Here is a 22,361-nt window from a genome sequence, read left to right as displayed (position 1 = left end):
CGCGGGACACACCGGCAGCACCTACGTCCTGGCCTCGGGCACGTGGGGGCTACCGCTCCTGGCCGCTTCGGAGCAGGACTGCCTGGGTGACCGAATCCGGCGGTGGCCAGAACAACCGCTCCTCTTCGCCGTACTCGGCCACCTGCGCGGTGATGTCGTGCAACGCCGACGGGTCGAGGACGGCCACGTCGGCGCAGAACTTCGCCACCGACTTCCCGCCGACCAGTCGCGGTGCCATGAGGCGGCGCACCTGTCGATCGCGGCACCGGACGGCGTCGGCGGGGGAGGCGTGGTGGCGCAGTTCCCGTTGCCAGCCGGTGCCGAGCAGCAGGGGCGCGCTGTTCCCGCCGCCGGCGGCGAGCCCCGATCTCGACCGGTGCGGTACGTGCCAGGCGACGACGATCCGGGCGCGGACGCGGTCGCGCAGCGAGGCCACCACCGAGAGCACGTGGTGGGCCGCGTCCGGCAGGGAGTCCGCCGGCATCAGCAGGGCCGCGCACGCCGACGGGTAGGCCGCCAGCTCCAGCGCCGACACCGAGACCGCCGACAACCCCTCGCGCTCCAACGATCCGCACACCGCTGCGGCCCGTCCGGCGCCCGAACCGTCCACCACCGCGACGTCCGGTGGGTGTCGCGGCATCACCGGCCGCCGTTGAGCAGGAAGAGTTCGACCTTCGCGTCGCCCGGCGCACCCTCGGAACCGAGGTAGGCCCGCATGTCGGTCATGGTCCGCAGCTGTGGCAGGTCGGCGGGCACCACCAAGTCCTTCAACTGCTGGGACACCAGGGTCCCCCGCGTCGGCACGGACGGGTCGCGGGACACGCCGAACACGAGGATCAGCCCGACCCTGGCGCCCGGACCGACCTTCTCGTCGAGCCGCCGCCGGAACTCCTCGACCACTCCGCCGCCCGAGGCGTCGACCGCCATGGTGAACGACTCCGTGGTCAGCGAGAGCCCTTCCGGCGCGACGGCGGTCGGCTCCGGGCTCGGCGGCGGAGCCGTCGAGGTGACGCGGGCGGTGGTCGGCTGTTCCGCGCCCATCACGACGATGACCAGCAGCAGCGCCAGTTCGGCGAACAGCCATCCGGCCACCCCCAGCGCGCTCACCGGTTGCCGGCGGGCCCTCATGGCGCCTGGTCGGGGTGTTCGTCGGGGTGCCGCAGCCCGTCGGCCACCATCACGAGCCAGTTCACCTCGCGGATGGTCTCGCGCAGCTTGCCGGCGGTCTCCTGCAACGTGGTCGCGGTGGACTGGAACCTGTCGGCCGCCCCGGCGACCGAATCGGCCGCGGCGGAGAAGGGCTTCTGCGCCTCCTCCAGCAGTTCCCGGTGCGCGGTGTTGCGCGCGGCCAGCTCGTACGCCTGCGACGCGTGCGAGGACGCCTGCCGCACCGCGTCTTCCGAACGGGCGGACGCTTCGCGCGCCAGCCCGGCGGCTGCGCCGACGTCGGCGATCACGTTCTCCAGCGGTGCCACCGCGGTGACGACCCGGCTCGCCTGTTCGCCGAACCGGTGCTGTGCGGCGGTGAAGCCGTCGACCTGGCGGGTGAGTTCGGGCAGCGAGTCCGCCAGGTCCCGGGCCACCGCGCCGAGCCGGTCGACCACCGCCGAGGCGTCGGCGAGCCTGCCGGACGCGTCGCCCAGCCGCTGCGCGGCGTCGGCCAGGGTCGCGGCCGCCTGCCGGGTCTGCTCCTCCGGGGTGCCGCCGGCGATCCGCGCCCGCAGGACCGCCACGTGCGGCAGCAGGTCGACCTCCAACTGGTGCGCGATGCGGTCGATCTCGTCGGCGCGGTGCTGCGCGGCCGAGGCCCGGCGGTGGTTGAGCATGATCCACAGCACCGTGCCGACGATCGACAACGACAGCGCGACCGGTCCGAAGTACCACGGCTGGGCCAGCCAGTCGGCGAAGAACGACGGGCGCGAGCCGGTGTCGGCCGAGGTGTCGGACAGGGTGTAGCGCAGCTCCGCAGCGCCCAGCGCGGACCAGGTGAGCACGACCGGCAGCAACACCAGGACGTTGTTCGCGGGCGTCGGAGGGTGCTCGCAGATCGCGCGCAGGTAGCCCGGTTCGCGCAGACGCCACAGGTCGGCGTCGCGGTCGGCGGCGGCCGGGTTCAGCTCGATCCGCAGCGCCTGCTGCCCCGCGACCGCCAGCACGCCGTCGAGCTGCGCGAGGTGCGGGGGCCGGTTCGCCGCGGAGACCCCGGCGACCTCGTCGAGCTTGGCCATGGCGGCCCGACCCAGTGCGGCCACCTGCCCGGCCGCCGACGGCGAGTCGGCCATCACGTCCCCAACCGGCCGAGAACGGAACTGACCAGCAGGTAGAGCACCACGACCGCGAAGATCGCCACCAGCGTCGTCGCGGCCCACGGGGGCACCGACAGCTCCGCGTCATCGGCGAAGGGCTCGTGCTCGGCGGGCGCGGTGTGCTGTGCCGGCGGTCGTGCCTCGGCGATCGGGGTCCACACCTCTTGCGGCGGTACCGGATCGGGTTCTCGGTGGCGTTGTCGGGGCTGCAACTCGGCGGCGGCGTCCAGCAGCACGCCGCTGACGATGTCGTCCTGGTCCGTCTCGCCCCAGTACCGCAGCACCGGCGAGAGGAACGCGGTGGGCAGCGGTCCCGCGGCCAGCCGGCGCAGGTGGTGGTAGCCGACAGGCAGGACGGTGGCCTTGACCCGCTGCGACCTGGCCGTGGACAGCAGTGCGCCGAGCCAGTCCGCAGCCGGTTCGGCACGGGGGTCGGTGCGGTCGAGCGCGGTCTCCAGGACCCGGCGCACGTCGTCGTCCTGACTCGGCACCGCCATCAGCGCGAGGGCGTGCGCCGGGGTGACCACGGGCAGGTGGGCGAGCACCGACCGGATGGCCTCGACCGGGTCCGGTGCGCACCGCAGGAACTCCCGGTGGACCTCGGAGATCCGCCCGGTCTGCGCCAACGCCGCCACGATCGCGTTGGTGGGCACCGGGAAGACACCGGTCGAAGGGTCGTCGGGCGAGATCCCCAGTCGGGCCAACCAGTCCTGGTGCCGGTGTACCAGCTCCGCCGAGCCGAGCGGCTTGCCGGGGGCGACCAGCTCGTCGCGGACGAACCGCAGCAGGTCCTCCCGCACCGGGTACCGCGCGCGGACCAGCTCGCCGAGCCGGGTGTGCCACCCGGCGGGCGCGGGCGCGGGTGGGAACCTGGCCGGGTTGCGCCCCTCCCCGGCGGCCGACCACGCCTCCCACAACCCGGCGGACAGCGCCTGCTCCAACCACGACGGCAGCGGCCGGAGCAGTTCGTCGATCACGGCGTCGGGGTGCGCGGTGGCCCACTCGCGCACCAGTCCGGGGTTGGTGCCGTCGCGCAACCGCCGGTCGTGCGCCCGGACCAGTCCGCCGACGTCCGCCGCGGTGATCGCCAACTCGTCCCGGACGACCACGTCGAGCAACGCCCGCAGCGACGGCAGCGCGCGGTGCTCCGGCGTGCGCCGGCCTGCCGCGGCCAGGTGCGCGAGCCACCTGATCGCTTCGTCCGCACGGGGTGGCAGGTCGTGCGGCGGCTCGTCGGAGGTGCCCTCCAGCCAGCGCACGACCCGGCGCGCGTTGGGGGTGTCCGCCAGCTCGGCGGGCCACCGCCCGGTGACGCTGGGCCGGGGGTCGAGGACGGGGGTGATCAGCGGGAAGGTCAGCCAGACGTGGTCACCGACCACGGCGGCGGGCAGCACCGCGACCAGGCCGCCGATCACCGCCGCGACCTCGGCCGGGTCGCCGTCGACCACGACCCGGTGGCGGCGCTCGACCAGCGCGGTGAGCGGGCCCACGAACCGCTCGGCGGCCACCGGGGGCAGCACGCCGCCGTGCGGGCGGTGGCCGATCCGGCCGTCCGCCCCGACCAGCGCCGCGCCGGCCGTCCAGACCTCGGCCGGGTCGGCGGTGCCGGGGACGAACAGGAACTGGCAACCGCCCGCCCGCCCGAACGCGCCGCCCCGGCCCTGCACGGTGAAGCACCAGTGCGGGCCGTGCTGCTCGACGTCGACGTGCTGCAACCCCCACACCGGGAACCGGTCGTTGTCGCGCGCGTCCTCCGGCGGCTGGTGCACCAGGTCGTCCTGGAGCCCGCGCGCGGCCTTCACGAAGGCGGGGTCCGGCGGCGCGCCCCGCAACGGGTCGGCGTACTGCACGAAACCGCCACCCGACTGGCCACCCCACTCGACGACGACGTGTTCGGTCACGGCCGCATCCTCCGCAGCAGGCAGAGCAGCAGCTGGGTCAGCGCCGCTGAGGTCTCGTCGACGTCGGGGAAGACCGCGTCGGTGTCCCGGGGCTCGATCAGCTCGCTGGTCCGGGAGACCCGGACGGGCGCGTGCTCCAGCGGGGAGCACAGGAAGAACCGCACGTCGCGCCACCGCTGGCCGAGCATCGCCCCGACGCGCTTCTCGAACCCGAGCGCGTACGCGATGCCGCACCCCAGCGCGGACATCACCAGGTCGCGGGTGCGCAGCACCGCCGACTGCCCCGGGGTGAGCGCGCCCGCGATGTGCGCGTCCAGCGAGGGCAGCACGATCCGGCCCGCGGGCAGCACCGACGAGTGCTCGCCCGCCGCGACCTCGATCACCGCGCCGCCGCCCACGTGCACGAGGTTCCACCACGCCGCGTACTCGGAGTGGTGGTCCACGATCGCGGTGGCGAACTGGCGCGCGGTCGCCTCGAACAACTTCGGCTCGTGGCGGGTGCGCGCGATGGGGGCGAGGACCGAGTGCAGCGCTGCGGCCTCGACCAGCCCGTGGTTCGGGCCGTCGACCTTGATCGCGACCTCCGCGAGGTAGCGGGCGGTGCCCTCCACGACCGACCCGGGCGCGCCGAGTTCGTCCAGCCGCCGTCCCCGACCCAGCGCCAGGTGGACCAGGTCCATCTTGGTGATGCACACCAGCATGTGCTGGCCCGAACCGACGTTGGCCGCCAGCGGGCTCGACTCCTGCGCGAGCGTCCGCGCGACCCGGCGCTGCACCGCGCTGCGGTGCTTCAGCACGCCTTGGAGGTCGCTGTTGACCCGGTCGTCGGGGCGGATGCTGGCCGCGATGGTGTCCTCGGCGGCCTCGGCGGGGATGAACGCGGTGAACGCCTTCGCGATCGCCGGGTCGATCACCCAGGTGAGCGTGCCGTAGTTGCGCAGCAGCCGCTGCTGGTGGTCGTCCTCCAGCGCCGAGTTGTGGAACTGCTCGCCGGCCAGGTCGGCGATCGCGGCGAGCACCCGCCGGCCGCTGATCTCGTACCGGCACAGGATCGGCTGGCGGATCCGCCGGCCCCACGACAGCCGGTCCAGGTGCCCCTCGCCGCCCAGCTTCTCCTGGAGCTCCAGCACCGCCGGCACGACCTCGGGCGAGACGTTGGCGCTGAGGAAGTGGAACGGCACCGTCGTGCTCAGCACAGTCGGGTCGAGTGGCAACCCCCGCTCCTCGGTGTTGCGGTAGTTCTGGAGCAGCACCTGCAGCGGGGTGTCCTCCAGCCAGTCCGCGGTGTGGTTGTTCACCTGCACCGGGCGGTCGGGCCGGGTCATGTGCGGCAGGCCGCTCGCCGACAGCTGCTGGTGCAGGGTCCGCAGGATCAGGTAGCTCTTGCCCGCCGCGACACCGCCGATCGTGGCGGAGGCGTCGAAGTCGTCGACCTTCCACTCCGTGCCGACGCTCTCGCCGGTCGTCCTGATGTGGTCGAGGAACACGTGGCCGTCCCCGCACATCCGGTACACCCAGCCGGGACGCGACCGGTGGTACCCCTTGGACTGGGCGTCCACGACGTTGTCGAACGAACTCAGCCGCCACTGCATCGCGCCGCGCTCGTTGCCGCACACCTCCAGCAGCAGGCTGGGCCGCCGCCAGCTGCCGTCCTGCGCGCGCGTCGGGGGGACGCCGAGGTCGTCGTCGCACGCCGGACAGCGCGTGAGTTGGTTGAGGTTGAGGGACCAGGTCATCTGCACGTTTCCATTCAGCGCAGGGCCAGCAGGACGAAGAACAGGACCATCAGGGCCGCGGTGACCGGCAGCAGCACGCGCCCGGCGAACGCCCTGCCGTGCCGGGTGCCGACCGCGGCGGCCTGCTCCAGGTAGGCGTGCACGCACGGCTCGGCCTCCCGGCGGGCCAGCGTGGCCGTCGGCTCCTCCCACAGCACCCAGTCGCCGATCACGTGCCGGACGGACTCGTCGAACTCCGGCGGCGGGCACACCCGTTCCACCTCGCCCCGCAACGCGCCGGGCCGGATCTCGCGGTACCGCACGACTTCACCTCCACAGCAGCAGGCTGGACAACAGGACCACCGGGATCGCCATCGGCAGCAGCCCGAACAGGGCGACCTCGCGCCAGTACGCCTGCCTGGCCACGGTCAACCGGTGCCGTTGGACGGCCTGGGCGACCGCGGCGACCCGCCACTTGTGCCCGATGGGCCCGGCACGCACTTCGGCGCGGATCTCCTCCACGTGCCGGGCGTGCGCGCCGACCGGTCGCGGCGGCAGGTGCGTCCCCACTCCGGGGGCTCGCGCGGTGGGCGCGGGCGCGATGAGCGCTTGGAGCCGGTCTATCCAGCCGGTCGCGCTCCAGTCGTCGCCGCCCAGCGCGTTCGGCCGGAACGGGGCCGCCAGCTCGGCCGCGAACGGGCGCCAGTGCTCCGGCCAGTAGCTCGCCAGGGCGCCGGCGACCAGGTCCGGCGAATCGACCGTGCGCCGGCCGTCCTCGTCCTGGGTCAGCATCGGGGTGACCCGGTCCTCGCCCGCGATCGCGGTGAGCGCCACCAGGGCGAACCCGAACCGGTCGTGCTCGCGCAGGTCGATCTCCGGCCCCTCGCGCCCGGGCGCGCGCAGCCGGTGCCGCTGGCCGAGCACCTCCGGCGAGGCGTAAGCGGCGCTGAACCGCAGCTCGGGGAGCTGTGCGGTGGCGCGGGCGACCGAGTCGCCGTCGATCAGCACGTAGCCGCCCCTGTTGTCGGCGGTGAGGTAGCGGCAGACGTTGGCCGGCTTGATGTCGCAGTGGGCGATGTCGCGGTCGTGGCAGGCGTCCACGCCCAGCGCCAGGGTGCGCAGTTCGGGGAGCTGCTCCACGCCGGGCGCGGAGCTGCGCAGGTCCGAGCCCGGCCAGCCGACCGGGGCCAGCAGCGGCGACACCACCAGCACGAAGCACGCCGGCTGCGGCTGGTCGGCCACGCCGAACCACGCCGAGAGCCGGTTCTCCGGGTCGGACACCACGTCCCGCTCGGGGATCAGCAGATCGGTCGGCTGCTGCGGACCGGTCGAGCCGCTGCGCCCGGACAGCACGTGCACCGGCGTGACCACCCACGGAGGTGCTTGCGCGGTGCCGCCGACCGAGGCGTTGACCTGCTCGATGAGCACGGCCTGCGTGCGCAGGTACCGCCGCAGCTGGGCGGCGTGCTGCGGGGTCGCGCAGCGGTACAGCTTGACGTGCCAGCGGTTGTCCGGCCGGTCCCGGTCGGACGCCTCGGAGTACAGCACGTGGGTGACCAGGTGCCGCATCGGCCGCTCCGGGCTGCTCGACGGCACCGGGAACAGCCGTTCCTCCGGCTTGGCCGCCGTGCGCGGCGGCTCGACCAGCAGGACCCGGCCCGACTCGTGCAGGGCGGGGTGCGGCGCGCCGTCCAAGTGGTCGGGCGCACCCGGCGCGCTCGGCCCGCCCATCAGCCAGTCCTGCAACTCGAAGTCGAGCACGCAGCCCAGGCCGGTGGTGACGTCGGTGTAGGTGATCCGACCCCGGCGGCCCACCAGGTGCCCGGCCTGCCCGACGAGCAGCAGGTGGTCGTCGACCGCCACGGCGATGTTCGGGCCGTCCTGGAACCGGCGCAGTTCGAGCCCGCCGTTGTGGTACCGGAAGTCGAGCAGCCGACCCGACGGCACGGCCAGCAGCGACCGGGGCAGCACCACGCCCGGCCCGTAGTCGTCCCTGGTGTGCGGGCGGCCGAACGGCAGCCAGGTCGGGCTCGCCGGGAGCACGAACTCGAACCGCAGCGCGCCCCAGCTCAGCACCAGCAGTTCGGACTGGTCGTCGTCGAACTCCGGCGGCGGTTCGACGTGCTCCTCGCGGCTGGTCACCACCGGCTCGCACCGCACCTCGTGGCCGCGGGGCACGTCCGCGTCGACGGTGAAGGTGACCCTGGTGCGGATGTCCCGGTGGTTGGCCCGCACGTCCTCCAACGACTCGCGGATCCTGGCCCGCACCGGCTCGGACAGCGAGCGCGAGGTCACCACCTTGACCTTGACCAGGAGCAGCCCGCCGCGCGGCGGGGTGTGGCGCACCAGGAAGTGGTGGAACCGCGTGGTGGCTTCGATCCGCACCGCCTCCTCGAAGCGGGGATCGGGTTTCGCGGTCATCCGCGCACCTCCGTGATCTTGTCGATCGCCTGCTGCGCCAACCAGCGGACCCGGCGCGCGCCGGCCGACTCGTCGTGCGTCTCGACCGCGACCGCGAACGAGACCGGCCCCCGCGCGGTCTGGAATGCGCCCACCAGCCAGGCGATCTGCCGGACGAACTGCTGGGCGGGCACCGCTTCGCCGTCCTCGACCAGCGCGTGCGTGCCGGTCTTGACCCAGAGGACGCGGCTGTCGGCCGCGGCGAGGCCGGTGGCGGTCCCGCCCGTGGTGGTTGCCGAGAGCGCCGATTGCAGCTGGCCGGCCTGCTCCGGGGTGAGCACCGGGCGGCTCTCGCCGGTGATGGTCCGCCGGGCCCCGCCGTTCGCGTCGGTCACGGCGGCCACCAGCGACGGCTGGACCGCGGTGCCGCCGTTGGCGACCGCGGCCAGCACGACCGCCATCTGCAACGGCGTGCCCTCCACCTCGCCGCCGCCGAGCACCGCGTTGCCGATGTCGGTCGCCGCGAGTCCCTGCGGCACCACGGAGTCGACGCCCGCCGTCACCCCCGCCAGCCACGCGGTCCCGGGCTGCGGCCGCGCGGGGGAGAACCCGAGCGCGCGGGCGGTCTCCTCGATCACCGGCCACTTGAGGTCGCTCGCCAACTGCACGAACGCGGTGTTGCACGAGACGGCGAGCGCCTGCCGCAGCGTGATCTTGGCCGCGCCCGTCGTGCCGGGGCAGTAGCCCGGCTCGTAGTTGTCGATCAGGTTGCCGCCGAGCGAGACGACCGGCGGCGAGGGGATCAGGTCGTCCGCCGTCCGGCCCGGTCCGCGCAGGTAGGCCGCCGCGATGACGACCTTGAACGTCGAGCCGAGGCCGTACCGCTTGCCCAGCGCGCGGTTGACCGTCGGGCCGGGTGCCGTCGCGCCGTCGACCCCGGTGACGTACCGGCGCAGGTCCGCCTCGGACCGCGCCGGCGGTTCGGCGCGCAGACCCCAGCGGACGCAGTCCGACCGCTCCTCGGGCGTCGGGGCGTCGGTGTCGCACTTGCGGCTCTCGTCGGGCGTCCCGTCCGGGCGGCGGTGGTAGTAGTCCTTGTGCGCCTTGATGAAGTCCCGCGTCTGCTGGGTGTCCTCGATCTCGGACTCCGGGCGCGCGGTCTCCGTCGGGGCGCTGGCCGAGGCGAGCACGTGCCCGCTCCGCGCGTCGAGCACGACCAGACCACCGGCGAGCGGTCCGGCCCCGTTCGCGTCCGACCGCAATGCCGTCGCCGCGGCGGACTGGATGGCGGGATCCACCGTCAGCTCGACCGAGCCGGGCGCGCGGCCGGCGGCGTCGGCCGGCCCCAGCCGGTCGGCGAGCGACGTCCCGGAACCGCTGGACAGCACGCCGTTCAACGCGCTGCCGTCGACGATCCCGGCGAGGTCGTCCAGCGCGATGGTGGGCTGTCCGACGGGCTCCCAGCTCGGGGTGATGCCGGTGCGCACGTACTGGGCCTGGCCCCCGACGACGAGCCGCACCGTCGTGCGGCCGTGCGCGATCCGGTCCGTGGAGCACTGCGCGGCGTCCACCAGGGGCGACGTCGTGGCGCAGAACGGCCGGTTCTCGGCCAGCCCGGTGTAGGGCCAGACCGTCACGCCCCAGGTGAGCATCACGCAGGTCAGGAAGGCCAGCAGTGGGACACCCGAGCGGACCCCCGGGAACGGGGCCCGGTGCTCGGGCACGGGGGTCGGTCCAGGGGCCGCCCGGTAGTGCAGCGCGACCGCGGTGATCACGCCGAACCCCAGCGCCACCGTGGACTGCGCGCCGTAGGACAGGAACGGCGCGGTGATGCCGGAGTGCGGCACCGCGTTGACCGTGGCGGCCAGCACGAACAGGAACTGCGCCAGCAGCATTCCCGCGAACCCGCCGATGAACAGCCGTTCCGACGAGGCCGTCCTGCCCGTCGTGCGGCACAGCCGGACCAGGGCGGCGGCCAGCAGTGCCGACAGCGCGCTGAGCAGCAGCACGGTGATGCCGCCGAGCTTGCTCCAGATCACCGCGAGCACCAGGTCCGAGCTGCCCGCGGGCAGCCGGCCCGAGGTCGTGTCGGAGAGCCCGCGCCCCCACAGGCCGCCGTCGGCGATGGTGGCCAGCGACTGGGCGATCTGCGAGTGGGTGCCGGCGAACTCGCCGCCCAGCGACTCCTGGCAGGCCGCCGTGCCGTCCGGGACGGCGGGCAGGGGCGTCCGGTCGGGCGGGTCCAGGCACGCCTGCGCCCAGTTGTAGATCCACGGGTTCTGCTGCGTGTCCCACCGCGCGGTGATGTAGGAGGTGGACACCATCACCAGCAGGCCCAGACCGCCCAGCACCAGCAGCGGCACGATCATCGGCCGGGTGAAGGTCACCGTGGTCCGCAGGACGGCGGCCGACCGCGCCACGCCCCGGCGTCGGCTCACGTCGAGCGATTGCGACACCTCGGCGCGCACCACGAGCCACACCATCGTCACAGTCCCGGCGAACACCGGGATCAGCGGCCCGATGTCGTGCTTGAGCGCGGACGCGAAGCCCACCACGCCGAACAGCGCGAACGGGTACAGCAGGTGCCGGCGGACGGTGACCGCGTGCCGGAAGTCACCGCGTGCGTCGCGCAACCGGGGCCGTCGGATCCGGAACCCGTAGGCGTGGTCGGCGAGCATCATCGCGAGCACGGCGAGGTAGGCGATCTTCCCGTACTCGGGCGTGGCGAACCCGGCGAAGGTGAGCTGGTTGCCGCCCAGCAGCGGTGCCGCGAACAGCGCGAACACCACGACGAGCGCACCGATGTGCCACCTGGCGTGCTTCGGCCGGACGAACGACACCCGCCCGCGTCCGCCCCGGGCGAGCAGGGCGAGCACCGCCACGAGGACGGCGGCGGGCAGGATCGCCTTGGTCAGCGCGTTTCCGAGCGCCTCCCCGCCTACCGCGTCGCGAAACGCGACCGAAGGGATGGGCACGACTTCGAGGCGGACCGTGAGCAGCAGTCCGAACAGGACGAGAACGCCGGTCAGCAGCAGCACCGCCAGCGCGGGCCCGGACACGACCTCGTCCTGCCACCGCGCGTGCGCCGCCCGCAACAGGTGCAGACCGAGACCCACCGCGACCAGCACCAGGGCCAGCACGAGCAGCATCCACACGGTGGCCCCGGACCCGAGCCAGAACCCCAGCCACACCAGCAGGAACGGCCACCACAGACTCGGTTCGCCACCACGCACCAGCGCCGCCGGCAAGGGTCGGTGGCCCCGGGGCAGCGGCGCGCCGTGGGCGCCGACCGCAGCGGCGGGCCGACCGATCAGGAACCGGAGCGCGTTGCCGGCCGCGAGCACCAGACCGAGCAGGACGAACGAGCGACTCAGGCCGTCCAGCCCGACCAGGAAAATCGACAAGTACGCGGAGAGACCGTCACCCATCGTCGCCGCAGCCTCCGTTTCCGGGCAAAACTCGATGAGACCTCACGCGGGCGGAATTGGGTGCCGCGTCGAGCGGTGGGCCGTGTGTCGGCGAACCACTTCGCAGATCGGAATTGCGCCGATCGGCGTTACCGATCTTGGCCCAATTTCCACACCGGCCCTGAGCTGCGGTTACTCAACCCCCACGGTTCACTCGTTCGGAGTAGTAACGTTGTCCCGTCGAGGGGTCGGAATAGCGGGCCACGAAAATTGCGGTGTCTGCGGAAAATGTGACGGGCGCTCGCTGTCGGCGCTCGCCGGATAGCGGACTGCGACGCGGAAACCCGGACCCGAAAAATGTGGATCCGATCCGTCACGCTCGGTCGTCGTCGGCCGGGGGAGCGGGGAACGGGCGGCACGAGCGCGATCCGTCGTCGGAGTACCGGGTGCACGGCAGATCCCAGAAGCGGCCCGGCCATTCGGTGGCTTGCCCGGACGGCACGGGCGGGGCGAAGCTGCTGTGGTCCGTGGAATACCGGCCGGACGGGGCGAGAACGTGGACGAACTGGAGACGCTCGACGATCTTCGGGCCCGTCACGGGCCGATCTTCCGACGCGGGCCGGGTGTGCTCTACGTCGGCGAGCCGGCCGAGGCGAAAGCCGTGCTGGCCAACACCGGGTCGCGTTACCGGGAGCACTCGGACTTCTTCCTTACCGGCAAAGGGCTTCTCGGCCCGCGTTCGACGCAGCAGGAGATCGGCCGGGTGGCGCGGACCCTCCTGCGCGATCACTGGACCGCCCGGCGGGACGGGGTGGCGGCGATCGCCGAGCGGGAGATCGGACCGGTCAGCCGATGGCCGGACGCCGGGAACCTGTTGCTGTACAAGTATTTCCGCGACGTTCTGGTATCGGAAGGCGTGCTGCGCGGGCTGGTCGACCAGGTGGTCCGGCACGCGGTCCTGGCGGGTGCGCGAGACCGGCGGTCGGTGTTGTCGCGGGCGGTGCTGCGGGGCAGGGTCCGCCGGGCGCTGGTCGCCGAGTTGTCCCGGCGGCGCGGTCGGGACGTGCGGGCACCGGTCGACCTGCTGGACGTGCTCGCCGCCGCCGCGCCGGAGGGCTCCTCGCGCACGGTGCTGGTGCAGCTGGCGGAGGTGTTCCTGTCCTTCCTGTTCGCGGTCACGGGTTCCACCGGGTTCCTGCTGGGCTGGTCGGTGTACCTGCGGGCCACCGAGCCCGGAGCGGGCGGCGACCTGGCCGGCGTGGTGCGGGAGGCGTTGCGGCTCTGGCCGGTGGCCTGGAACTTCGGCCGCACGCCCGCCGAACCCCACCGGGTGGCCGGAACCGAGGTCACGCCGTCCGACGAGGTGGTCGTGTGCAGCTACCTGCTGCACCGGGACAGCCGCTTCTGGCCCGACCCCGAGGAGTTCCGCCCGGAGCGGTGGTCGGCGGGTATGCCGCCGGGCGGCGCGGAGGCGTTCATCCCGTTCGGCTGGGGCGCGCACACCTGCGTGGCCGCGGGCTTCGCCGTGCAGGTGGTCGAGGACGTCCTGCGGGTGCTGCCGCCGGTGCGGCGGTGGCGGATCGAGGTCCACCGGCACCGACCGCACGTCGCAGCCGCGCTCGCCCCACCGGATTTCACCCTTCGTACGAACGGAAGCCGCACGGGCTCAGGGAGGTGAACATGGCCAGGATCATCCACGCCGCGCTGGTGGCGCTCAACATTCGCAAGAGTGATTCCCAGTACCGCTGGTACGTCTACCACCACATCTGATCGGTGCGGGTGGGGAGCGTGGCCCCACGCTCCCCACCTCTTCGGGGAGGCACATGATGATCGGTCGCGACGACCCGGACCTGCTGGCGAACCTGCGCGCCCCCAACGCCGAGCACGACGGGGTGTTCTGGCACGGCGACCGGCGGCTGATGGTGTTCGACGCGGACGCGGCGAGCCGGGCCAACGCCGAGAACTTCGCCGATCTGACGCTGCCCGACCGGTTCGTCGACCGGATCCGCGGCCGCCGCAGTCCGGCTGTGTCGTGGCGGCGGGTGCGTTCCCTGTGGCTGTCCCAGATGCGGGTGCTCGGCGGGCAGGACCGGGTGCGCGCGCTGGCCGACCGCATGGCCGCGATCCTGGACGAACGCCGCGACCAGCACGTGGATCTCGTGTGGCTGTCGCACGAGGTGATGTTCCGCGCGTTGGTTCCGGTGGTGCTCGACGGATTGTCCACTTCGGACCAGTCGTGGCTCAGTCGCGACGCGATCGCGAAGCTGACCCGACTGGACGCGGGCCCCGGTGGTCAGACCCGCCGGCAGCAGTGGCAGGCCGTCCTCGCCCAGCTGCACACCGGTCGGGTCGTGCGCAAGGAGATGCGCCGCCGGGCGCGCGGCGGGCGGGCGCGCGTCGACCTCACGCAGCCCATCGTGGACGAACTGCTGCCCTCGCTCGGCCCGGACCGGGCGTTGGAGGCGGTGACGACGGTCCTGACCGCGATCGCCGGGCCACCGGGCGCTGCTGCCAGCTGCCTGATGTACGAACTGGCGACACGCCCGGAGTGGGCGGCCACCCTGACCGAGGAGTTCGCGGCCGGTTCCGTCGACCAGCTGTACCGGACCGGCACCCGGTCCGCGCCGATCGCGCACCAGTTCGTGAAGGAAGTCCTGCGGATGTGGTCGGCACCGCTGCTGATGACCCGCAGCGCCCGGGTTCCCCTGACGGTCCGCGACAACCGGCTCGCCGTGGGGCAGCACTACCTGGTGAGCCCGTTCCTGGTCAACCACGACGAACGGCACTGGGCCGACCCGGACACGTTCGACCCGCACCGGTGGTCGGCGGGAGCGGCCCACCGCCCGCCCGGCGGTCACTACTACGTGCCGTTCGGGTGGGCGCCCACCGCGTGCATCGGTGCCGGGCTGGGGAGTGTTCAGCTGGTGCTGCTGGCACATCTGCTGTGCACCCGGTTCCGGTTGGAGTTGCGAGCGCCCGGTGCCGCGAGGGTTTCCCTGGGGGCCGTGCCGCGACCGCTGGACTTCGACGGGTGGGTTCGCCCGCGTGAACCCACCACCGGTCGGCACCAAATGTCCACTGAGGACTGAGGAGTCGGAGGTCGGTCGATCGGCCGTGCCGCGCCGCCCGAACTTCAGGAGGCCGCGTCGACGGGGATCTCCTCCCCGCACTCGGGGCACTGCAAGTTCGCCAGGACCTCGGCGAGCAGGGTAGCACCCCGCAGGGCGGCGAGCGCGGACAGCGTCCAGCGCAGGTCGTCGCCGGAGGTGACCGCCACGGTCTCGGTGGCGAGTCGCAGCGCCCGGTCCACGGCCGCGGTGTGGGCGTCGCGCAGTTCGGCGGGGCAGGACTCCGGACCGGAGTGGGTGACGATCAGCCCGAGCACGGCGACGCGTCCGGCCCGGCGGTGCGCGGGCACGGCGGCGGCGTGGTCCACCAGGTACGGCGTCGCCGCGTAGGCGGCGGGCCACGTGGTGTCCTCCGAGCACAGGTAGGGCCAGAACCCGCCGTACCGGGCTTCGTCACCGGGGTCGGCGAGCAGGGCGCGCAGTTCGGTGGGGACGTCGACCTCCCCGTCGAGACCTCCCCGGTGCGACAGGGTCTTCCAGTCGGGGTGGTCCAGCGGCAGTCGACCGTCGTTCATGGGCGCGGATGTTACCGGGGTGGGCGGAATGGGATTCCCGGTAGTCGCGGGTTTGCCCGGCGGAAGAGGCCCACGTCCCTTTGCGGGACGTGGGCCTCGACACTTGTCGACCGGAGCCGCGGATCAGTCCTTGAAGATGTCCTTCACCTTCTCGGCTGCTTGCTTGAGGTCGCCCTTGGCCTCGTCCGCCTTGCCTTCGGCCTGGAGTTCGTGGTCATTCGTGGCGTTGCCCACGCCCTGCTTGACCTTGCCCTTCAGCTCGTCGGCCTTCGCATCGAGTTTGTCGTCGGCGCCCATTCCGGTCCTCTCTGCCACCAAATTCGTGGTGCGGTCCGTTCGACCGTCACGTGTCCCATGGGTGCCCGGTCGGCGCGCCTTCAAACCAGTCGCTTCCGGTGGGGCCGAGAACCGGTGGTTTCGACCTGTCTGCCCGAATATCACTCCAACGGGTGAATGGCCGGGCTAACGACGGCCGTGATCGACGCGACCCACCAGTACCACCCCGCCGTGCCTCCCGAGGAGGTAGCGATGCCGATCCCGCAGGTAGCCCTGCCCGACCGCGTGCCCGACGACGTCCGGAAGCAGGAGGAGACCGAGCTGGTCGCCGCGATCCGGGCGCTCAACGCCGCTTTGCGCGGTGCCGCAGCGAACATCTCGTTCTGGGACGCGCCGGCGGCCAAGAGCCGCACGTGGGGGCTGGTGGTGCTCGCTGCGGCGATCACACTGGGCACCCTCGCCACGATCTACGCGATCGCCACCGCCGCCGAACCGGCGAAGGTGATCGCCGCCGCCGGTGTCACGGTGGCCGCGCTGGCGGTCGCGGGCCTGGTGAACCCGTTGCAGACGATCGAACGCGACATCGTCTTCCGCCGCTGGTCGGACATGATCACGCTGACCTTCCTGATCCAGGCGTCGGACACCGACCTCGCACCCGGCCGGATGTCCGCACCCGCGAACGCGGCGAACGCCCGGTTCGTCGACCTCGCCGCCGCCTACGCGGGCCTGGCGGGCAAGACGTTGGAGGCGCTGCGGGCACCCGCCCCCGCCCCGGCCGCCGACACCGCGCCCGCGCTGACCGTGGAGAAGCCCGCCGACCAGATCTCCAAGCCCACCACCACGATCCAGCCGGTCAAGGTCGCCGCGAAAGGCCCCGGCACGCTGCACTTCACCGTGATCGGCCTGCCGGACGGGCTCGTGTACGACGCGGCGTCGGGAGAGATCACGGGCACGACGGGCGCAGCCGCCGCCGCGAAGATGGTGACCGTGGTGGTCACCAACGGCACGGACCACGCCGCGACGACCGGGTTCACGTGGGAGGTCAAGGCGTGAGGACGGTCCGAGCTTATAGTCCACAGTGGACTTGAAGCGGGCTGGGCGATGTCCTGTATGCCGCTGATCAGGTCGTCTGAAATTTGTGTGCGGTGGTTGGTCGTGGTGAGTCGACGGATCGGGCGTGGGCGGCGATCGAGCCGTTGCCGCCGCCGGTGTCGGGTGGTGGTCGTCAAGGACGACTCCGTCGGTGACGTCGAGTGGGTGGTCGGCGTGGACTCCGGCGTCGTGCGGGCCCGTCGGCCCTCGGCCGGTCCTGCGGCGGGCTGAGCACCAGGATCCACCTCGCGGTAGACGGACGTGGTCTGCCGATGCGTGTGCTGCTCACCGCCGGCCAGGCCGGCGACAACCCGCAACACAACGTGGTCGAACGCTGTTTCGACCGGCTCAAGCAGTTCCGGGGCCTGGCCACCAGATACGCGAAGCGAGCTGCCTACTACCAGGCCGAACTCACCATCGCCGCCATCATCTTGTGGCTCTGATGACCCTTACAGGACAGGCCTTAGTCGAGTGCGGGGGTGCTGGGGGAGTCGAGGCGTTGTCGCACCTGTTCGGCGTTCTCGTGTCGTTGCTGCATCTGGTAGTGCTCCAGCGCTTCCCGCCAGACGGTGTGGGCGAGGTCGTGGCGGCCGAGCGCGGAGTAGGCGTCGCCGAGTCGGGTGAGGGTGTTGGCGGCGGAGTTGGTGACGTTGTTGTCCCGCCAGAGGGCGAGGGCCTGCTGGTAGTACCGGGCGGCGCTGTGGTGGTGACCGGTGTGGTGGGCGGTGTAGCCGAGGGTGTCCAGCGTTTCCGCTTCGCCGATCGGCTCGGGGTGGCGGGAGAACACGGCGAGCGCGGCCTGGCAGTGCTCGCGGGCACGCTGGTGGTCGCCGAGTCGGGCGGCGTGCAGCGCCACGGCGTTGAGCGCGTCGGCCTCCCACGTCGGGTGGTCCAGGTCGCGGTAGAGGTGCAGTGCCCGGGTGGCGTGCCGCAGGGCTCGCCGGTGGTCGGCCCGGTGTCCGCACGCCTGGGCGAGTTGGAGGTGGGTGTGGGCCTGGTTGGTGTGGTCGTGGTGGTGTTCGGCCAGGACGAGGGATTTGCGCAGGTGTTCGACCGCTTCGTCGTGCTGCCCCGACTCGGCGCGGGTGCAGCCCAGGATCCGGTGGGCGATCATCCTGGCGGCGGGGTCGAGGTGCTCGGCCGCGGCGAGTCCGAGCGCCCAGACGTCGAGTTGGTCGCGCAGCAGTCCGCGCCGCAACTGGAAGGTGTTCAAGACCCAGGCGAAATCCCACACGGCCTGGTGGCGGGACTGGGTGGCGGCGGTGTGCTGGGCGGCGCGCAGGCAGGGGTGCTCCGCGTCGAACCAGCTCAGGGCCGCGACGGCGTCGGGCAGCGGGTGGGGGCGGCAGCCGGCGGCGGGGGGAGCGAGTCGGATCGGCACGCGGTACGGGTCCAGCAGCCGGTCGGCGGTGTGGGCGGTGTGCAGGTAGAAGTCCACCACCCGGCGGAGGGCGCAAGCCCCCTCGCCCTCCGGCAGCAGGTCCTCGGCGGTGCCGGCGGCGTAGGCGCGGACCAGGTCGTGCATCCGGTGCCTGCCCCGGGCGTCCGAGGCGGTCAACGACGCCCGGTCCAGTCCCCGCAGCACCGTCGTGGTCCGGTCCGGGGGCAGTCCGGTGAGCGCGGCGGCGGCCGGCAGGCCGATGTCGGGGCCGGGCGCCAGGCCCACCAGGGCGAACGCGGCGGCCTGGTCCGGAGTGAGGGCGTGGCACGACCAGGACAGGACGGTGGGCAGGCTGGCGGCGGGTTCGTCGTCGTCCAACGCGTCCAGGCCCAGGTCGCGCAGCTCGGCGGCGAGCGCGGCCAACCGCAGTCCGGGGCGGGTGTGGGCGCGCCCGGCCACGATGCCCAGCGCCAGCGGGAATCCGGCGCACAGGTCGATCAGCTCCGCCACCGCCGCGGGCTCGGCCGCGACCCGGGCGGCGCCGAGGCGATCGGTCAGCAGGGCACGGGATTCGGGCACCGACAGCACGTCCAGCGACAGGTGCCGGCAGGCGTGTCCCGCGATCAGGCCCGGGAGGCTGCTGCGGCTGGTCACCACCACCGCGCACGAGCCGCCGCCGGGCAGCAGGGGGGTGATCTGGGCGGTGTCCGAGGCGTTGTCCAGGATCAGCAGCATCCGCCGGTCCGCGACCAGGCTGCGGAACAGGGCGGTTCGGGAGTGGGGTTCGACCGGCACGCGGTCGGGTCGCACGCCCAGCGCCTCAAGGAACCCGCGCAGCGCCCCCGTCGGCGTCATCGGCTCGCCCTCGGGGCCGAAGCCGCGCAGGTCGACGAACAGCTGCCCGTCGGGGAACCGCTCGGCGTGCCGGTGGGCCCAGTGCAGCGCGAGCCACGTCTTGCCGATGCCGCCCGCGCCCGCGACGACCGACACGAGGGTGCCCGCCGTGCCCGGTTCCGGGGCGGCGTCCAAGCGGTCCAGCTCACCTCGTCGGCCGACGAACGTCGCGGGGGCCGCCGGCAGTTGGCGGGGGACCACGGTCGGCGTGCCGACCTCCGGTGCCGCTGCGGGGGTCGCGTCGAGCGCGGGGTCCGCCACCAGCACCCGGCGGTGCAGGGTCTGGAGAGCGGCACCGGGTTCGGTGCCCAGCTCCTCGACCAGCCGTGCGCGGACCCGCCGGTAGTGCTCCAGGGCGTCGGTGGTGCGCCCGGCGCGGTGCAGGGCCAGCAGGTACTGGCCCGCCACCCGCTCGTCCGCCGGGAACCGCGCCACCCGGGCCGACAGCTCGGCCACCAGTTCCACGCCTTCGCCCGCGCCGAGCCGGGCGTCGGCGAGGTCGTGCTCGGCGGCCAGCCGCTCCTGGCCCAACCGGTCGCGCTCGTCCTGCGCCCACTCGCCGTCCACACCGGTCAGCGCGTCTCCGCGCCACAGCGCCAGCGCCTCGGTCAACCACCCGACGGCCGCCGTGCCGCCGTTGCGGGCACGGGCGCACAACCCCCGGAAGCGGTGCAGGTCGACCACCGGACCGTTCGGGTCGGCCATCAGCGCGTACCCGCCCGAACGGCGCACGATCGCCACGCCGTCCACAGGGGCCAGTGCCCGCCGCAGCCGGGAGACGTAGCCGTGCAACGTGGCCCGCGACCGGCACGCCGGGTCCGCCCCCCACACCCGCCCGACCACCCGGTCCACCGGCACCACCCGGCCCGCGTCCACGGCCAGCGCCGCCAACACGCACCGCTGCCGGGGATGGCCAAGGTCCACCGCCCGCCCGTCCAGCTCCACCCCCACCTCCCCCAGCAGGCGCACCACCACCGCCACGACCCCACCCCCTCGACGCGAACCCTCCCGCGACAGGCATAGCGCCCTGACCAGGGACCTGCAGAACTCCTGCCAGCGATTCACACGATCGGTCCGCGACAGTCCAACCATCCGGATACGTCAGCCAGGCAGGACGAGGACCACGACGGAAGTCCCAGCGTGTCGCGACCGCAGTCACGCTGCCGCCCGTGTGCCGGCGCACGGGCGGCAGCGCAAACCACCATCTGACAAAAGGTGACGACGATGAACAAGACACTGTCCGTGATCACCCTGGCGGCCGCCCTGTTCGGCGGTGCGACGACGCTCGGCGGCGTCGCCACCGCCGAGCCCGGTCCCGCAGGCGGCCTCCAGCCCTCCGCCGACCGGACCACCATCGCGGCGGCGCGCTGCGCCGGCTACGGCTGGGTCATCTCCAACGTCAACGGCCTGCGCGTGCGAGCCGCTCGCGACACCAACTCCAGGATCGTCGCCACGGTCAACCGCGGCACCCGACTATCCTGCTTCCCGGTCGAGACCGGCGGGCGGTACACCGCCTGCGGCGCGAGCAACGCCAACGGCTGGATCCCGGTCGACCTGGACAGCAACGCCACCCGCGACGGCTACGTGGCCAGCGCCTGCGTCCGGGACGAGTGACGACCTCCGCGCGAAGAGCGGAACTCCCGGCGTGGACCGCGCTTCGGCCGTCCACGCCGGGAGTTCCGCCGTCGTCGTGCCCGACACCGCGCGCGTCAGCCGGTTCAGGAGTCCTGCGGACCGCAGCAGCGCGCGCTCAGCCAGACGAGGCTCTCGGTGATCTCCGCCGGGGTGAGGCCGCGAACCTTGCGCTGGTACTCGTACAACTCGGGTGCCAGCGGTGCCATGAGCGCGTCGACCGCCGCCTTGGGCGCGGCCGGGCCGAGCAGCACCTCCACGTGCCGCCGCCAGAAGGCGTACACACCGGTCCGGAACCGCGCGGGTCCGGTCTCCGCGCCCAGCACCAGGTGCAGGTGCCGCTCCAGCAGGTCGACCATCGCGGCGTAGAACGCGGCCAGCCGGTCGCGCGGTGCCGCGCCGGGACCCAGCGGTGGCTCGCCGCGCAGGATCCGGCCCTGGATCTCGGCTTCGTGCGTGTCGAGCAGGGCCTGGGCGATCGCGATCGTGTCCGGGTAGCGCCGGTACAGGGTGGCGCGCCCGACGCCGGCCGCGCGGGCGACGTCGTCCATCGTGACCCCGGTCGTGCCGCCCGCCTCCGCGAAGACCCGTTCGGCCGCGGCCAGCACCTTCGCGCGGTTGCGCGCGGCGTCGGCCCGCTCCCGGGGGTGGCCGGCTCCGCCGAACAAGACCTCCGTCGACATGCGCACATCCTACGGCCGGAGATAAGTGGACACCGTGTCCACTTCATCGCTACCATGCCGGCATGTACCTCGCCCTCCTGGCATCGGCGCTGTTGGTCGGCACCCTCCTCGCGGTGCAGGCATCGGTGAACCTCCAGCTCAACCGTGCCGTGGGCACCCCCTACGGCGCGTCGACCCTCCAGCTCTCGGTCGCCGCGGTGCTGCTGCTCGTGGTGGCGGCGCTGACCGGCGGCCTCGGCGCGCTGGGCGGTGTGGCCGACGCGACCTGGTGGCACCTGCTGGGCGGCCTGGCCAGCCCCCTCTACATCACCAGCGGCATCCTGCTGATCCCCCGGCTGGGCGCGCTGACCACGGTCGGCCTGTGGGTGACCGGCCAGATGCTGGCCTCCCTCCTGCTCGACCTGGGCGGCCTGATCGGGGTCCGGCAGGTGCCGCTCAACCTGCTGATCGTGGTCGGCGTGGCCGCCGTCGTCGTCGGCATCTCCGTGGTGGTGCGCGGGCAGAACCAGGCGGTCAAGGCCGGACCCGGCACCGCGACGCCGGAGGACACCCGCCCGGCCCTGGCCACCCAGTCGGGCTGGATCGTGCTCGGCGTCGTCGCGGGCGGCGTCCTGCCGGTGCAGGGCGCGATCAACGCCAAGCTCCGGGCCGACCTCGGCGCGCCGTTCGCGGTGGCGTCGGTGAGCTTCATCGTCGCCGTGGCCTCCATCGCGATCGTGCTCGCCGTCCTCGTCTCGACCGGCCGGACGCCCAGGCCGAAGCTCGACGGGCTCAAGGCCATGCCGTGGTGGGGCTGGCTCGGCGGGGCCTGCGCCGCCGCCTACGTGACGGTCACCTTCCTGCTCATCCCCGAGATCGGCGCGGCGACCACGGTGGCGTTCACCGTCACCGGTCAGCAGTTCGCCTCGGCGGTGGTCGACCAGTACGGGCTGTTCCGCCTGCCGCGCCGGCGGCTGACCCCCGCGCGGCTGGCCGGCGTCGCCCTGCTCGTCGCCGGCTCCGTGCTGGTCCAGCTCGCCAAGTAGCCCCGG

General features: G+C 73.2%; 18 protein-coding genes and 1 pseudogene. 7 read left to right on the top strand and 12 right to left on the bottom strand.

The window, feature by feature from the left end; genetic code table 11:
• Window positions 1-49: 49 nt before the first annotated feature.
• Genes AC0HI0_RS16060 through AC0HI0_RS16025 form a run of 8 tightly spaced genes read right to left on the bottom strand, consistent with a single transcriptional unit; the run spans window position 50 to window position 11,750 of the window.
• A complete protein-coding gene (locus tag AC0HI0_RS16060) occupies window positions 50-640 on the bottom strand; it encodes a hypothetical protein (RefSeq protein ID WP_480933161.1) in 591 nt (196 codons plus the stop codon).
• Window positions 640-1,128, bottom strand: a complete 489-nt coding sequence (locus AC0HI0_RS16055) for a hypothetical protein (protein ID WP_480933160.1) — start codon at window positions 1,126-1,128, stop codon at window positions 640-642. The genes AC0HI0_RS16060 and AC0HI0_RS16055 overlap by 1 nt, the downstream gene beginning before the upstream one ends.
• Window positions 1,125-2,282, bottom strand: coding sequence for a hypothetical protein (locus AC0HI0_RS16050; RefSeq protein ID WP_480933159.1), 1,158 nt, complete (start codon window positions 2,280-2,282; stop codon window positions 1,125-1,127). The genes AC0HI0_RS16055 and AC0HI0_RS16050 overlap by 4 nt, the downstream gene beginning before the upstream one ends.
• Entirely contained in the window at window positions 2,282-4,207 is a 1,926-nt protein-coding gene (locus AC0HI0_RS16045) for a hypothetical protein (RefSeq protein WP_480933158.1), read from the bottom strand. The genes AC0HI0_RS16050 and AC0HI0_RS16045 overlap by 1 nt, the downstream gene beginning before the upstream one ends.
• Window positions 4,204-5,943, bottom strand: coding sequence for a hypothetical protein (locus AC0HI0_RS16040; protein WP_480933157.1), 1,740 nt, complete (start codon window positions 5,941-5,943; stop codon window positions 4,204-4,206). The genes AC0HI0_RS16045 and AC0HI0_RS16040 overlap by 4 nt, the downstream gene beginning before the upstream one ends.
• 14 nt (window positions 5,944-5,957) lie before the next feature.
• Entirely contained in the window at window positions 5,958-6,245 is a 288-nt protein-coding gene (locus AC0HI0_RS16035) for a hypothetical protein (protein ID WP_480933156.1), read from the bottom strand.
• 4 nt (window positions 6,246-6,249) lie between these two features.
• Window positions 6,250-8,343, bottom strand: a complete 2,094-nt coding sequence (locus AC0HI0_RS16030) for a serine/threonine-protein kinase (protein WP_480933155.1) — start codon at window positions 8,341-8,343, stop codon at window positions 6,250-6,252.
• Window positions 8,340-11,750 (bottom strand): penicillin-binding transpeptidase domain-containing protein, encoded by a 3,411-nt coding sequence (locus AC0HI0_RS16025; protein ID WP_480933154.1) that lies wholly within the window; start codon window positions 11,748-11,750, stop codon window positions 8,340-8,342. The genes AC0HI0_RS16030 and AC0HI0_RS16025 overlap by 4 nt, the downstream gene beginning before the upstream one ends.
• A 535-nt stretch (window positions 11,751-12,285) precedes the next feature.
• Here AC0HI0_RS16025 and AC0HI0_RS16020 point away from each other — a divergent pair.
• Genes AC0HI0_RS16020 through AC0HI0_RS16010 form a run of 3 tightly spaced genes read left to right on the top strand, consistent with a single transcriptional unit; the run spans window position 12,286 to window position 14,818 of the window.
• The gene (locus AC0HI0_RS16020; RefSeq protein WP_480933153.1) at window positions 12,286-13,407 is read left to right on the top strand and encodes a cytochrome P450; all 1,122 of its coding nucleotides are present in this window, start codon (window positions 12,286-12,288) and stop codon (window positions 13,405-13,407) included.
• 2 nt (window positions 13,408-13,409) lie between these two features.
• Window positions 13,410-13,499, top strand: a complete 90-nt coding sequence (locus AC0HI0_RS16015) for a hyalucidin A family RiPP precursor (RefSeq protein ID WP_480933152.1) — start codon at window positions 13,410-13,412, stop codon at window positions 13,497-13,499.
• 53 nt (window positions 13,500-13,552) lie between these two features.
• Entirely contained in the window at window positions 13,553-14,818 is a 1,266-nt protein-coding gene (locus tag AC0HI0_RS16010; RefSeq protein WP_480933151.1) for a cytochrome P450, read from the top strand.
• 44 nt (window positions 14,819-14,862) lie between these two features.
• On the opposite strand, the gene AC0HI0_RS16005 is transcribed toward AC0HI0_RS16010, so the two are convergent.
• Together AC0HI0_RS16005 and AC0HI0_RS16000 are read right to left on the bottom strand one after the other, a co-directional pair.
• Window positions 14,863-15,372, bottom strand: a complete 510-nt coding sequence (locus tag AC0HI0_RS16005) for a hypothetical protein (RefSeq protein WP_480933150.1) — start codon at window positions 15,370-15,372, stop codon at window positions 14,863-14,865.
• 123 nt (window positions 15,373-15,495) lie between these two features.
• Complete coding sequence (locus AC0HI0_RS16000) at window positions 15,496-15,669, bottom strand: CsbD family protein (RefSeq protein ID WP_480933149.1); 174 nt, start codon at window positions 15,667-15,669, stop codon at window positions 15,496-15,498.
• 231 nt (window positions 15,670-15,900) lie between these two features.
• On the opposite strand from AC0HI0_RS16000, the gene AC0HI0_RS15995 reads away from it, so the two are divergent.
• The gene (locus AC0HI0_RS15995; protein WP_480933148.1) at window positions 15,901-16,701 is read left to right on the top strand and encodes a putative Ig domain-containing protein; all 801 of its coding nucleotides are present in this window, start codon (window positions 15,901-15,903) and stop codon (window positions 16,699-16,701) included.
• A 242-nt stretch (window positions 16,702-16,943) separates the two neighbouring features.
• Window positions 16,944-17,183: pseudogene (locus tag AC0HI0_RS15990) on the top strand (transposase); the annotation flags it as partial.
• 20 nt (window positions 17,184-17,203) lie between these two features.
• Here AC0HI0_RS15990 and AC0HI0_RS15985 read toward each other — a convergent pair.
• Window positions 17,204-19,996: an AfsR/SARP family transcriptional regulator gene (locus AC0HI0_RS15985; protein WP_480933147.1), complete on the bottom strand. Its 2,793-nt coding sequence runs from the start codon at window positions 19,994-19,996 to the stop codon at window positions 17,204-17,206.
• Window positions 19,997-20,239: 243 nt separating this feature from the next.
• Here AC0HI0_RS15985 and AC0HI0_RS15980 point away from each other — a divergent pair, with 243 nt between their 5' ends.
• Window positions 20,240-20,629, top strand: coding sequence for an SH3 domain-containing protein (locus AC0HI0_RS15980; protein WP_480933146.1), 390 nt, complete (start codon window positions 20,240-20,242; stop codon window positions 20,627-20,629).
• 104 nt (window positions 20,630-20,733) lie between these two features.
• Here the strand turns inward: AC0HI0_RS15980 and AC0HI0_RS15975 are convergent, their stop codons facing one another.
• Entirely contained in the window at window positions 20,734-21,330 is a 597-nt protein-coding gene (locus AC0HI0_RS15975; protein ID WP_480933145.1) for a TetR/AcrR family transcriptional regulator, read from the bottom strand.
• A 62-nt stretch (window positions 21,331-21,392) separates the two neighbouring features.
• On the opposite strand from AC0HI0_RS15975, the gene AC0HI0_RS15970 reads away from it, so the two are divergent.
• Entirely contained in the window at window positions 21,393-22,355 is a 963-nt protein-coding gene (locus AC0HI0_RS15970; RefSeq protein ID WP_480933144.1) for a DMT family transporter, read from the top strand.
• The last annotated feature ends 6 nt before the right edge of the window (window positions 22,356-22,361 follow it).

The organism is Saccharothrix sp. NBAS 001 (assembly GCF_056640475.1).
Note: the sequence above shows the minus strand (reverse complement) of the source record. Positions and strands in the feature narration are given on the sequence as shown.

Bases quoted from the DNA above. Each gene is read 5' to 3' on its own strand.
- AC0HI0_RS16030 (WP_480933155.1), bottom strand. From the start codon at position 8,343: ATGACCGCGAAACCCGATCCCCGCTTCGAGGAGGCGGTGCGGATCGAA.
- AC0HI0_RS16055 (WP_480933160.1), bottom strand. From the start codon at position 1,128: ATGAGGGCCCGCCGGCAACCGGTGAGCGCGCTGGGGGTGGCCGGATGG.
- AC0HI0_RS16040 (WP_480933157.1), bottom strand. From the start codon at position 5,943: ATGACCTGGTCCCTCAACCTCAACCAACTCACGCGCTGTCCGGCGTGC.
- AC0HI0_RS15970 (WP_480933144.1), top strand. From the start codon at position 21,393: ATGTACCTCGCCCTCCTGGCATCGGCGCTGTTGGTCGGCACCCTCCTC.
- AC0HI0_RS16015 (WP_480933152.1), top strand. From the start codon at position 13,410: ATGGCCAGGATCATCCACGCCGCGCTGGTGGCGCTCAACATTCGCAAG.
- AC0HI0_RS16010 (WP_480933151.1), top strand. From the start codon at position 13,553: ATGATGATCGGTCGCGACGACCCGGACCTGCTGGCGAACCTGCGCGCC.
- AC0HI0_RS16025 (WP_480933154.1), bottom strand. From the start codon at position 11,750: ATGGGTGACGGTCTCTCCGCGTACTTGTCGATTTTCCTGGTCGGGCTG.
- AC0HI0_RS16050 (WP_480933159.1), bottom strand. From the start codon at position 2,282: ATGGCCGACTCGCCGTCGGCGGCCGGGCAGGTGGCCGCACTGGGTCGG.
- AC0HI0_RS15995 (WP_480933148.1), top strand. From the start codon at position 15,901: ATGCCGATCCCGCAGGTAGCCCTGCCCGACCGCGTGCCCGACGACGTC.
- AC0HI0_RS15975 (WP_480933145.1), bottom strand. From the start codon at position 21,330: ATGTCGACGGAGGTCTTGTTCGGCGGAGCCGGCCACCCCCGGGAGCGG.
- AC0HI0_RS16000 (WP_480933149.1), bottom strand. From the start codon at position 15,669: ATGGGCGCCGACGACAAACTCGATGCGAAGGCCGACGAGCTGAAGGGC.
- AC0HI0_RS16005 (WP_480933150.1), bottom strand. From the start codon at position 15,372: ATGAACGACGGTCGACTGCCGCTGGACCACCCCGACTGGAAGACCCTG.
- AC0HI0_RS16060 (WP_480933161.1), bottom strand. From the start codon at position 640: ATGCCGCGACACCCACCGGACGTCGCGGTGGTGGACGGTTCGGGCGCC.
- AC0HI0_RS15980 (WP_480933146.1), top strand. From the start codon at position 20,240: ATGAACAAGACACTGTCCGTGATCACCCTGGCGGCCGCCCTGTTCGGC.